The 11989-nt window shown below is 42.9% G+C and carries 10 protein-coding genes; 3 read left to right on the forward strand and 7 right to left on the reverse strand.

Translation table 11 applies throughout. From position 1 onward, the window contains the following. Positions 1 to 36: 36 nt before the first annotated feature. Genes L4D76_RS19835 through L4D76_RS19850 form a run of 4 tightly spaced genes read right to left on the reverse strand, consistent with a single transcriptional unit; the run spans position 37 to position 4833 of the window. Positions 37 to 1578, reverse strand: coding sequence for a sulfatase-like hydrolase/transferase (locus L4D76_RS19835; protein ID WP_428442614.1), 1542 nt, complete (start codon positions 1576 to 1578; stop codon positions 37 to 39). A gap of 43 nt (positions 1579 to 1621) precedes the next feature. Then, positions 1622 to 2704 carry a glycerol dehydrogenase gene (locus L4D76_RS19840; RefSeq protein ID WP_428442615.1) on the reverse strand — a complete coding sequence of 361 codons (1083 nt, stop codon included), beginning with the start codon at positions 2702 to 2704 and terminating at the stop codon, positions 1622 to 1624. Positions 2705 to 2720: 16 nt separating this feature from the next. Then, positions 2721 to 3632, reverse strand: a complete 912-nt coding sequence (locus L4D76_RS19845; protein ID WP_428442616.1) for a dihydrodipicolinate synthase family protein — start codon at positions 3630 to 3632, stop codon at positions 2721 to 2723. Between the two features lie 4 nt (positions 3633 to 3636). Next, positions 3637 to 4833 (reverse strand): mandelate racemase/muconate lactonizing enzyme family protein, encoded by a 1197-nt coding sequence (locus tag L4D76_RS19850; RefSeq protein ID WP_428442617.1) that lies wholly within the window; start codon positions 4831 to 4833, stop codon positions 3637 to 3639. A 180-nt stretch (positions 4834 to 5013) separates the two neighbouring features. Between L4D76_RS19850 and L4D76_RS19855 the strand changes: the two genes are divergently transcribed. Next, positions 5014 to 5916: an SMP-30/gluconolactonase/LRE family protein gene (locus L4D76_RS19855; protein WP_428442618.1), complete on the forward strand. Its 903-nt coding sequence runs from the start codon at positions 5014 to 5016 to the stop codon at positions 5914 to 5916. A gap of 37 nt (positions 5917 to 5953) precedes the next feature. Here L4D76_RS19855 and L4D76_RS19860 read toward each other — a convergent pair whose 3' ends face one another. Both L4D76_RS19860 and L4D76_RS19865 read right to left on the reverse strand, forming a co-directional pair. Further along, positions 5954 to 6715 (reverse strand): FadR/GntR family transcriptional regulator, encoded by a 762-nt coding sequence (locus tag L4D76_RS19860; RefSeq protein WP_428442619.1) that lies wholly within the window; start codon positions 6713 to 6715, stop codon positions 5954 to 5956. A gap of 141 nt (positions 6716 to 6856) precedes the next feature. Continuing rightward, entirely contained in the window at positions 6857 to 7624 is a 768-nt protein-coding gene (locus tag L4D76_RS19865; protein ID WP_428442620.1) for an SDR family NAD(P)-dependent oxidoreductase, read from the reverse strand. Positions 7625 to 7880: 256 nt separating this feature from the next. Between L4D76_RS19865 and L4D76_RS19870 the strand changes: the two genes are divergently transcribed. Both L4D76_RS19870 and L4D76_RS19875 read left to right on the forward strand, forming a co-directional pair. Further along, positions 7881 to 9557, forward strand: coding sequence for a sulfatase family protein (locus L4D76_RS19870; RefSeq protein ID WP_428442621.1), 1677 nt, complete (start codon positions 7881 to 7883; stop codon positions 9555 to 9557). Positions 9558 to 9604: 47 nt separating this feature from the next. Next, a complete protein-coding gene (locus tag L4D76_RS19875) occupies positions 9605 to 11191 on the forward strand; it encodes a methyl-accepting chemotaxis protein (RefSeq protein WP_428442622.1) in 1587 nt (528 codons plus the stop codon). Between the two features lie 47 nt (positions 11192 to 11238). On the opposite strand, the gene L4D76_RS19880 is transcribed toward L4D76_RS19875, so the two are convergent. Next, a partial coding sequence (locus L4D76_RS19880; RefSeq protein ID WP_428442623.1) for an L-arabinose isomerase family protein occupies positions 11239 to 11989 on the reverse strand: 751 nt, incomplete at its 5' end.

Here is an 11989-nt window from a genome sequence, read left to right on the forward strand (position 1 = left end):
GGAGCAAGAGGATTCCGACCTCGGGGGTGCTATTTATTACTCTGAGTTTCCGTCAAACAGAGCTGTAGCCCACTCGCCTTTTGACTCATCATAAGCCTTGGCAAGTGCAATCATTTCTTTCAATTTAGCTTTGTCTTTTTTTGCTAAATCTTTTACTTCACTTGGATCTGTCTTGACATTAAATAGCTGGGTGCGTTTAAGCTTCTTGCTGCCACCTAGACCAGATTTCCAGAACACCACCTTATAGTCGCCATTACGGTAAGCTTGGAAGTGACCCATAAAGTAGTAACCCATATCACCACGAGGTGACACTTCACCACGAAGTAGGTTTCCTGACTGATCGTAACCATCGGTATCTATATCAGGCATTTCAGTGCCAGTTAACGATGCTAGCGTTGGCATAAGGTCAAGTGTTGAGAAGATGCTATCGTTCTGACCAGCTTTGATTTGACCAGGCCAATTAATAATGCCAGGCACTCGATCGCCACCTTCGTATGTTGATCCCTTGCCATCACGCAATGAACCTTTATCACCAGCAGCGCCACGATCTCCATACGGCAGCCAAGGACCATTGTCTGATGCGAACACGATAATAGTGTTGTCTTCTAGACCATTTTTCTTAAGGGATTCAGTAATACGACCAACGTTATAATCTATTTCCATCATTACGTTGCCGTACATGGTGTCTGTAGCGCCTTCGAAGTCCTCAGATACGAATAGAGGTACGTGCGTTTGAGAGTAAGCAACGTAAGCAAAGAAAGGTTCGTCTTTCTTCTCTTCGATATAATCAACAACTCGGTCTGTTGCATCTTTGGTGAAGTTCTTAGCATCTAGATTGCCAAGCAGCTTATCGCTGTATGTCCCATCTGCATTCACGTAGCTTTCAGTAACTTCGTTATAGAAAGCTTCTGCCGTTCCACGACCATTCTCGTCAGCAAATGCGCCGTCACGGAACGTAAGAGCAGGGATTAACTCTGCAATTGATACACCGTTGTTTATCTGCTTAAGAATTACATCCATGCGGTATTTTGGATCAGGCCAGTATTCTGGATCGGTGTCAGAGTTGTGATTAACAAGACCCCAGAACTGATCAAAGCCGTGACGTGTTGGTGACCATTCAAGACCATCTGTGCCTAAACCCAAGTGCCATTTACCAACCATCATGGTTGAGTAGCCATTTGTTTTCAGCATTTCTGGGATAGTCGTTTCTTCATATGGAAGACCATCTGGATCGCCAATAGCGAATACTGGCTGTTTGTTGCCATACATACCTGTTTTCTTAGAAACACGAGATGTAAGCATGCCAGCGCGAGAAGGAGAACTAACAGACGAATTCACGTAAAAGCTAGAAAAGTTTTGACCTTCGTTTGCCAACTTATCAATGTTTTTAGTGTTGTACTTGCCGCCATTAGCGCTGATATCAGCAAAACCAGAATCATCAAGAAAGACGACTATTACATTAGGCTTATCAGTTGGTGCGCGATCTGCACCGGTTGCTTTAACTTGCTCAGTTGCACCACAGCCTGACAACATTGTTGCCGCTATTGCACCGCAAAGTAGAGTTTTTTGTAATTTCATAATATCCCCAATAATGGAGGGACAATCCCCTCCATCATTTTAATTACTGACCAAGCTTGTCTGCTGTTAGCATTGCAGCAAGAACCGCTTCAGCTTTTACAGGGAAAGGCATGTTATGCATTGTTTCGCCTTCAGCACATGCTGCTTCAGCAACTTCTAGCATCTTAGCCATATCAATTTCTTTAACGCCCATGTCACCTAGATTTGTAGGTAGACCAACAGAGCGGCAGAAATCGATAACTTCCTGAATTTCGTTCATTGGGGCATTTTCAAGAACAAGCTGAGTCAAAGTGCCAAATGCAACTTTTTCACCGTGATATAGGTGATGACACTCTTCTAACTTAGTTAGACCATTGTGAACAGCATGAGCAGCAGCTAGACCGCCTGATTCGAAACCAATGCCACTTAGGTATGTGTTCGCTTCAATGATGTTCTCAAGAGCGATAGAGTTAAGATTCTGGTCACAAGCAACTTTCGCTTTTAGACCGTCAGCTAGTAGAGTTTCGTAGCAAAGCTTAGCTAGTGCTTGAGCTGCTAGAGTCGGTAGACCGTCACTCATTGCAACGTTGCCAGATTTAGCATTAGCGCGAGCTTCGAAGTGAGTTGCTAGTGCATCACCCATACCAGCTACAAGTAGACGAGTTGGTGCTTGTGCAATGATCGCAGTATCCATTACAACAGCAGTTGGGTTAGTCGGTACGATTAGGTACTCGCTGAACTCATGTTCTGGTGTGTAGATAACAACAAGTGAGCTTGTTGGTGAATCAGTAGATGCGATAGTTGGGCAGATAACTACCGGAATATTGTTGTAAAAACCAGCAGCTTTAGCCGTGTCGAAAGTTTTACCTCCACCGATGCCAATGATAACTTCTGCGCCCATTTCTGTAGCAACAGCCATGACACGTTCGATTTCTTGACGGCTACATTCGCGCTGGAATTCGTCAAATTTAACCGCAATATCAGTGCTAACACAGCTAGAAATAACAGAGTCACTTACTAGACCAGTCACAAAGTCATCAGCGATAACAAGTGCTTTTTTACCTAACGGCTTGATAAATTCACCAAGCTTTTTCATAGCGTGTGCTTCTTGGATATAACGACCAGGTGCGATGATTGATTTGTTCATCTTTCTTTCCTTCTAATTACAAATTCTTACCTAGCTCAACAAGAGCTGCGGTTTGTTTTTCAATTAACGGTTTAACTTCTTCGATTTTCTCAATGGTGGTGTCATCCATTGGCGACCAATATGGGCCCATGTCGAAACCGCGAGCTTCAAGAGCTAGCTTGAATCCGATAGGAAAAGGAAGAGAGAAACAGGTTCTAACTACAGGCAGTAGTGCTCGTTGTAATTCTTGAGCTTTCGCGATATCACCGCTTTTTACTGAGTCGTAGATACCTTTCATCACTTCAGGGAAGATACCCGCGCATGATGTGTAGCAACCGTTAGATCCTGAAAGCAAAGCTGAATCAAAGAAGTCTTCACGACCTGATAGATAAACAGCATCAAGCTTGTTTGTCTTGATGTGATCTACTAGGTGCATCATATCTACCATGCTACCGCTAGAGTCTTTGATGCCGATAATCATCGGATGCTCCACTAGCTTCATTGCAGACTTAAGAGGCAATGGTGGAGCAAACAGTGGGATGTTGTAGATGATTAACGGTATTTCTGATTCTTCAGCCAAAGTCTCGAAGTATTTAATTTGCTCGGACTCAGTTTGAGTGAAGAAATAAGGCGAGCAAGATACTACCGCAGGACAGCCAAGCGATTTCGCTTTTTTAGCCAAACGGATTCCATGCTGTAGGCACGAAGCTGAAACACCAGGTACTACAGGAACTCGACCGTCAACTTGATCTACAACAATTTCCATTAGCTCTTCACACTGCTCGAGTGACAAATGCAGAAACTCGCCAGCAGTGCTTACAGGAAATATTCCGTCCAGACCTTTCTCAATCTGGAACTCAACCATCTCACGAACTACTTTTTCGTTGATGGTGTAATCTTCATTTAATGGTGTGTAAAACGCAGAACATACGCCTCTAGGTACGAACATATCTTTACTCGCTTATGCGGATAATAATGTCATCGAACTTCTCGATGCCTTCAACTAGCTCCATACCAAGACCTGCGCCTTCTGGAACTGTAATCTGACCATTTGTAACTACAGCCATTGCAGTAACGTAGTCTTTGTACCAACCGCGATAGAACGCACGTACAGACTCTTGAATCAATGCATTGTGAGCATGAAGAGAAAGGTGAGTAGAAGCTGTCAGAACAACAGGACCAGTACAGTCATGCGGAGAGATTGGCAGATGGTACGCGTCAGCCATTGCCGCGATGTTGCGACCTTCAGTAACACCACCACACCAAGACAGGTCAACCATTATTACGCCAGCAGAATCAGAAGAAAGCAGATCTGCATAAGCCCATTTGCCACCCATCGTTTCAGAAGCGCAAACCGGTGTTTTACAATTCGCAGCATAACGAGGAAGACTTGTAAGATTGTCCATGCGAATTGGATCTTCATGCCAGAACGTATTGAACGGCTCTAAAGCTCGAGCAATCTTGATAGCCATTGGTAGATTCCATAGTGAGTGGAACTCAACCATAATATCCATTTTGTTGCCAACAGCAGCGCGAATCTTACGGAAAGGCTCTAGCGCCTCATCCAGATCTGCATCAGAGATATAAGTGCCGTTTGATGCTTCAGCGTATTTATCGAAAGGCCAGATTTTCATCCCTGTGATGCCTTCAGCAAGAAGACTTTCAGCTAGAACATCTGCTTTTGTCATGAACCAGTTAAGATCATCAAAGCCCTCTTCTGATTTAGCACCAACGCCCCAGTTAGAAGAAGACTGAGTTTCAGCGTTACGAATGTAGTTAGCGCCGGCACAAGTGTTATATGTGCGAATGCTGTCACGACATTTGCCGCCAAGTAATTGGTAAAGAGGCTGGTTAACTACTTTGCCATATAAATCCCAAAGAGCGATATCAACAGCAGAATTACCGCGCATTTCTGTACCAGTACCCACGAAGCCTAAGTAACCTCGTAAGTCACGGCTAATTTTTTCAATCGCTAATGGATCTTGACCGATTAATTTAAGCTTTGCGAACTCATGGATATAAGCTTCTACCGCAGCTGCCCCCATAAATGTTTCGCCAAGACCAACAAAACCTTCATCAGTGTGTATACGAACCCACAAGATATTCTCATGCTCTGTGGAGCGGAGAGTTTCGACCTGCGTAATTTTCACTGTTTCACCTTAAGCTCTTATAGTAGTAACGACACGCAAATAATAAAGGATGTAATCCGCTATTAATGTGATCGGCTTTACATACTATGAAAAGAGGCTTTTTACCGTTGAATTTTAAAATTTAGAGTTTAAAGTGTCCCATACATACTATCTATAAGTAATCGCACAGGAGAACTAGTGATGGAAATTTCTATCGCACTTAACGCAGGCAACAGTGTTGGAGAATCACCATTTTGGAGCGAACGCGAGAAAGCTCTTTATTGGGTAGACATAATTAACAAGACTGCTAATCGCTTAATTCTTGAGTCTAATGAGCGCACATCGTGGGATTTTGATGACTTTGTATGTGGCGTTATTCCAATGACTAACGGCAAAGTTTGTGTTGCCCTACAGCAGGATATTCTTGAGTTAGATCAAGATACCGGTGATTTCAAAAAGCTGTTTGAAATGGAACCCGAGCTGCCTAAGAACCGCATCAATGAAGTTAAATGTGATCGCAATGGTCACTTGTGGGTTGGCACAATGCAGAACAATGTTGCCCCTGATGGTGCAGGGATGGATATTACCGAAAACTCTGGCTCTCTTTATCTGGTAAAAAATAAAAACTCTATCGATAAGATGGTTTCAGGCTTTGGCATCTCAAACACATTGGTTTGGGATGAGCCCAACAAGAATTTTTACATCGCAGACAGCATGAAAGATATGATGTGGAAATACGATTACAACCCTGAAACCTGTGAAATTGGCAATCCTCAAGATTTCTTCTACAAAGAATCAACTCTTGGTGCGCCTGATGGTTCAGCTATGGATACAGAAGGGTGTGTTTGGAATGCTAGATTTGGCGCAGGGTGTGTTGTTCGTATCGGTCGTGACGGTAAGATTTTACAGAAGATTGATTTGCCAGTGACTAACCCAACTAGCTGTTGTTTTGGTGGAGAGAATAACTCTACTCTATTCGTTACCAGCGCTCAGTTCACACTGACTGATGAGCAGCTTGCAAACAACCCTCTTGAAGGTAGCGTAATCGCTATTGAGACTAACGTTCAGGGCACTAAGACATATTCTTGGAACATCACTGAATAAAGAAATAGCCCTTGGTTTTCGTGCTAAGGGCTATTCTCTACAGCTTTGCCAAATTTGACTCAAGTTCTTCTTTCGCTCGAATGATGATGTACTTCATAAATGCTTCGCCACCATCGGCATCTTTAGCCTTGATATGTTCCAATATTTTACGATGCAAATCCAGCCCTTCACTTGACGAGTGAAAACCCATTTCTTTATCGTGCTGTATCTTAAAGCTACACTCTAAAATCGTCTTAATTACCATCTTAAACTGTAGCATCAGTTCGTTTTTGCAAGATTCAAATATAGCCATATGAAAACGAACATCAGCTTCAGAATGCTCATGTATCGTTTTAGCGTTAGCCATTTGCTCGTAAGCTTCTTCCATTTCTTTAATGTCATCGCTGGTGGCTCTGATTGCCGCTAGCTTAACTACCGTTGGTTCTATTGAGCCTCTTAGTTCGATGATGTCGCGCAGCAATGCTTGATCAATCTTGCCATCAAACAACCAAGTAAGAATATCTCTATCAAATAGATTCCACTTGCTACGGGGATTCACAAGCGTACCTGCTTTCTGCTTAGTGCGAATAATCCCCTTTTCTACAAGCGTCTTGACTGCTTCACGAAGCGCTGTCCTGCTAACACCAAATAATTCCCATAACTCTTGCTCTTTTGGCAATAGGAAGTCTTCCGAAAATCCACCAGCAACGATTCGTCGACCAAGTACCGCCGCCACGCTTATGTTTAATCTTTCCGTCTTACTGCTTAGTATTTCTTTTTCTTCTTTGGTAAGCGGAAATTTAATGTCTTCGTCTGTCATATTTATTCCTTTAAAATGGGTACTACAGAGGTAGTTTATGCCTACTCATACTACATGCTGTTGAATCGCCTATGCCGCTAAGAAGTTGTTATCACTTTTCAACAACTACCTCTGTAAGATAAGTACCCATCAAGAACGCTATTAGCCTTCCATTAACCAGCCACCATTAACGTGAAGATTTTGACCAGTCATGAATTTAGATTGTTCTGAAGAAAGAAATACTACCATATCTCCAATATCTTTAGGGTCGCCACGATGTTTCAGAGATTGATGTTCTAAAACCCAAGCGTTGTACTCTTCCCATTTGTCGCCAAATACTTTTTGCTCCATCTGTGACGGAATTGCACCAGGAGCAACGGCGTTAACAAGAATATTCCAAGGGCCAAGTTCGCGAGCAAGTGTGCGAGTCAATGCAAGCGTAGAACCTTTTGACGCAATATATGGTGAGTAATCGCCCCACCCGCCATTCATAGTTATGCTACAGAAGTTAACAATGCGACCTTCTTTTTTGCTCTTCATATGAGGCACAACTGCCTTGATCAAAGCATATGCGGCAGAAGTGTTGATTCGTTGAGCTAACTCAAATGTTTCAAGGCTAATATCTTCAATCGGTCCATGAGGCATAATTGCAGCGTTGTTTACAAGAACGTCGATGCCGCCAATCTCATCGCAAAGATCTTTAATTTGCTTGTAGCTAGCATCTAAATCGGCAAGATCACCTTTTATAAATTTAATAATCTGACGGTCGCAGTATTTATCTTTTAGTTCAGCGACATACTCATCACCTGCATCTTGATTTAAATCCAAGATATAAAGGTTAGCACCGGCATCTAGCATTGCCTCTGTTTCTGCCTTGCCAAGACTGCCTAGAGCGCCAGTTATCAATACATTCTTTCCGTCTAGTTTCATACTGTTTCTCTTTAACGCTTCAATAATAGATAGTATTTAAGAACGGCTTTTCTGCAAAATTAACAACCATTCCGTAGCATTTGATGTAAAAAGTGCGGATTGATACTATCAAAGGTTCAGTTCAAAAACCTTGATACATGCTGCGTTTTGTTGACTAGCGGCTCAAAAACTAAATTGTTAACCAAGAAAGTAAAATATCGTAATTGATGAGATATCTAATGTTGCCATTATTGCCTTGAAATTAAAGGAATCGATCATGAATGCATTAAAAAAAACTGGATTAGCTGTCGCAACAGCAATGGCTATGTCACCTGCACTTGCGGCAGATCAGCCAAATATTCTATTTTTAGTAGCTGAAGACTTAAGCCCTAGAATTGGAGCGTATGGCGATGAGATAGCTGAAACTCCAAACATCGACAAACTTGTGGCAAAAGGCGTCAAGTATACAAACGTATATACCGCTGCTGGCGTAAGCGCACCTTCTCGTGCTGCTCTTATTACTGGTGCTCACCCTAATGCTATAGGCGCTGGTGGCATGCGTCCTAGTGATTACCACTTAAATGGCGGTACTAGATACCTAGCTGTCCCACCAGAAGAAATTAAGGCTTTCCCTGAGCTTTTACGTAAGGCTGGCTACTGGACTTACGAAAACAACAAACTGGATTATCAATTCTCTGAAGGTCTGCCTGAAACTGGCCCATTTACTATTTGGGATAAAGAAGGAAATAACAACACCGATCTTGATTGGACTGCTGCTAAAGAAGATAAGCCTTGGTTTGGTATGTATGCATACCTAGAAACTCACGAATCTGGTCTTCTTCCGCGTTGGGACTTTGATCAAGATATCATGGCTGCTGTGATGGGGATAATGCAGTGGAAGTGGCATTTGGGCTATGAGTCAAACGTTACGCCAGAAGATGTCACTATTCCACCTTACTACCCTGATTCGCCTGGTATTCGCGAAACCATTGCTCAGCAGTACAACAATGTTGCGACTATGGATACTATCATTGGTGATTTATTAGCAAAACTTGAGGCAGATGGCGAGGCCGATGACACAATCATTATCTGGACAACAGATCATGGTGACGGTTTCCCTCGCGTTAAGCGTGAAGGTAACAATGTTAGCCTTCAAGTGCCAATGACAATTTACTGGCCTGAAAAGTGGCGTCCTAAGCATATTAAGCCTGGCACAACTGATGACCAAATTATTAGTTTTATCGATCTTGCGCCAACAATTCTAGCAATGGGAGGCGCTGAACAGCCAGACTTTATGATAGGTAACAACTTCGTTCAAGAGAATGGCGGTGGTCGAGAATACTATTTTGCAGCGGCTGACAGAATTGAAGAGGCAGAAGAGCGCACTCGCACTGTTAGTGACAGCAAGTACAAGCTTATTTTAAATTATCTCGATGTCCCTTCTTATCAGTACAGTGGTTTCCGCGCTGGTATGCCAATGATGAGAGACCTATTGGCTTTGCATGAGGCTGGTAGTCTTAATGAAGAGCAAGAGCAGTTCTTTAAAGTTCGCCCGAAAGAGCAGTTCTTTGATTTATCAAATGACCCTTATGAGCTAAACAACGTTATTGATGAACCTCAATACGCCGAAGATATCGAGCGTCTGCGCAGTGAAATGGCAAGATGGCAATCAGAGGTGGCAGATTACGCAGTTATCACTGAGAAAGAGTTGGCGCTTCAGTTCTGGCCTGATGGCATTCAGCCTATTACTGAGTCAAGCGAACTTAAAATTGAAGGCGGTAAGATTGTAATCACCAACTCTAACCCTGCCGCTTCTGTTGGCTATCGTGTTAATGGTGGTGATTGGAAACTATACACTGGTCCCATTGAAATCAAAGATGGCCTAGAAGATGTCATTACTAAAGCCGTTCGTTATGGATGGGCTGAAAGTGAAGAGACTTATATAAAATTATAGGCAACAAAAAGCCCTTCTTATAAGGGCTTTTTAACGAAGGTAATGCAATGAAAAAGTTTTTTCAAAACGTATCTATAAGATGGCAAATAATCACACCGGTTCTTTTTACAGCCCTCGTTCTATTCTCCTGTCTTGTCTACTCGATCATAGACTTGTCAGGGCAAGTTATAAAGGTAGAGAAAGCTAGCTCAAAATCAATGTCCAACAGTATCGCTGTCGCAAATATCAATATTGGCATATCTAGAATTCAAACCATCATGCAAGACAAGTTAGTTTCTAGGGTCAAGTCTGAAGATATGGCAAAAGAAATTAAGGCTGAGGGTGACAAGATAAGAAAAACCACCAATAGCTTTAATCAGGGTAAAAAGGCTGCCGTAAAAACTTCAGTAATGACTCTTCTACACAGTCTTAATAAGGAAAATATTGATGACATGCGAATGGGCAAAGCCAAAGCTAAGAGTGACTATATCGACGCTATAAACCTAGTCAACGAATCCATAAGTGACTTGTTCTCGTTCTACGAAAAGCAGATGAAAGATGAATATAAAAGTCGACGCAAAATAAAAGAGGATGGTAAGACAAGAGGTCTTATTATAATCATCATTCTGCTAACCCTTAGCATCTCCTGCCCTTACTTTATTGCCAATCTAATTTCTAGGCCAATCAAAGAACTTCAAGCTATGGCTAATAAGATGGCGAATGGAGATTTGAACGCTCAAGTCCATTTGGAAGGCAACAATGAGCTTACTGAGCTTGCTAGGGATATGAACGCCTCTGTTGCCACTATAAAAGAGACAATAGACTCTCTTGTTTCTGTAGGCGGGAATGTTGCAGCCGCATCAACTGAGCTATCTGCGGTGATGACCCAATCTGAAGCTAATGCCGTCGAAGAGAAGTCTCAAATTGACTTGATTGCCTCTTCTATTAATGAGCTATCAAGCACCGCTCAAGATGTTGCCAAGAACGCAGCAGATGCCGACTCGGCGACAAAAGAAGTAATGACGCTATCAAGTACCGGTGCAGCAGCCTTTGAAAGAAGCTACGCCGCAAGCAAGGAAATGAGCGATGTTCTTACTGTTACGGCTGAAACCGTTAGTCATCTTGCCAACGAGTCTGAAAAGATTGGCAATGTAATTAAGGTTATCGAGGATATTTCTGGACAGACTAACCTACTCGCTCTCAATGCAGCTATTGAAGCGGCTAGAGCTGGCGAACAAGGTCGCGGGTTTGCAGTCGTTGCTGATGAGGTAAGAACATTGGCAGGCAGAACTAAGAGCTCCACTGAAGAAATTCAAGCAATCATCGAGTCGTTACAAGTTCGCGCAAGAGAGGCGAACGAAAGCATGATTCAGAGCCTTAATAAGCTGACAAGTAATAGAGAAATTATGGTCGAGGCCAATGATGCTATTCATAGCATCACAGTGGCAGTAACTAGCATTAGCGACATTAACGCTCAAGTTGCAACAGCAGCAGAGCAACAGAGCAGCGTCACAGAGCACATTAACTCAAGCGTTGCATCTATTCTCGACTTAGTTAATCAAAACGTCACAGGAATCAATCAGAGCGTTTCTACAGCTAACGAGCTATCGAATCTCGCAGAGCAGCAGAAAGAACAGCTCTCTTTCTTCAAATAACAAAAAAGCCCCTCAATCGAGGGGCTTTGTTTTATCTATGGTATCTACTATTTGAATTTGTAGAACATGTTGTTGTGGCGCAGTTCTTTCTTGAAGTCCACAATCTTAGTGCCTTCGTCGATCTGAACGTACTCTACGTCAACCATTTCAGAGAAGTCGTAAAGCATCTCTTCTGTTACTGCCTGTGAATAAACAGTGTGGTGAGCACCACCAGCATAAATCCAAGCGCCTGCAGCGACTTTAAGATTCGGTAGTGGTTCCCATAGAGTGCTTGCAACCGGTAGATTTGGCATCTCTGCTTCTGGCGTTACGCTATCAACTGAATTCACGATCATGCGGAAACGTGGGCCCAAGTCGATTAGAGATAGGTTAAGACCGTGACCTTCTTGACCGGTGAAGATCATGCGAGGTACTAGGCAGTTACAACCGATAGTGTGACGGTGAATCTCGATAGTAGGCTTATTCTTAGCGATGGTAGGACATACTTCTAGCATGTGTGCACCAAGAACCTGATCAACTTTGCCAAAGTTATATGTGTAGTCTTCCATAAACGAAGTACCACCAGATAAACCTGTTGCCATAACCTTAAGAACGCGAGTCATTGCGGCAGTTTTCCAATCACCTTCACCGCCGTAACCGTAACCCTTCTCCATCAAGCGTTGAGTAGCTAGACCAGGCAAGTTGGTTAGACCGGTTAAGTCCTCGAAAGTGTTAGCGAATGCCATGCATCCTTTGCTCTTCAAGAACATTTCCATACCAAGCTCTAGACGCGCTTCTGTGCGTAGCAAGCGATCAGTC

Origin of the sequence: Photobacterium sagamiensis, from assembly GCF_050337085.1 — a bacterium.
Taxonomy (GTDB): domain Bacteria; phylum Pseudomonadota; class Gammaproteobacteria; order Enterobacterales; family Vibrionaceae; genus Photobacterium; species Photobacterium sagamiensis.

What these genes read in the sequence shown, in the direction of transcription:
- L4D76_RS19835 (WP_428442614.1), bottom strand. Translation starts at nt 1,578, where the DNA reads ATGAAATTACAAAAAACTCTACTTTGCGGTGCAATAGCGGCAACAATG.
- L4D76_RS19860 (WP_428442619.1), bottom strand. Translation starts at nt 6,715, where the DNA reads ATGACAGACGAAGACATTAAATTTCCGCTTACCAAAGAAGAAAAAGAA.
- L4D76_RS19855 (WP_428442618.1), top strand. Translation starts at nt 5,014, where the DNA reads ATGGAAATTTCTATCGCACTTAACGCAGGCAACAGTGTTGGAGAATCA.
- L4D76_RS19865 (WP_428442620.1), bottom strand. Translation starts at nt 7,624, where the DNA reads ATGAAACTAGACGGAAAGAATGTATTGATAACTGGCGCTCTAGGCAGT.
- L4D76_RS19840 (WP_428442615.1), bottom strand. Translation starts at nt 2,704, where the DNA reads ATGAACAAATCAATCATCGCACCTGGTCGTTATATCCAAGAAGCACAC.
- L4D76_RS19845 (WP_428442616.1), bottom strand. Translation starts at nt 3,632, where the DNA reads ATGTTCGTACCTAGAGGCGTATGTTCTGCGTTTTACACACCATTAAAT.
- L4D76_RS19870 (WP_428442621.1), top strand. Translation starts at nt 7,881, where the DNA reads ATGAATGCATTAAAAAAAACTGGATTAGCTGTCGCAACAGCAATGGCT.
- L4D76_RS19875 (WP_428442622.1), top strand. Translation starts at nt 9,605, where the DNA reads ATGAAAAAGTTTTTTCAAAACGTATCTATAAGATGGCAAATAATCACA.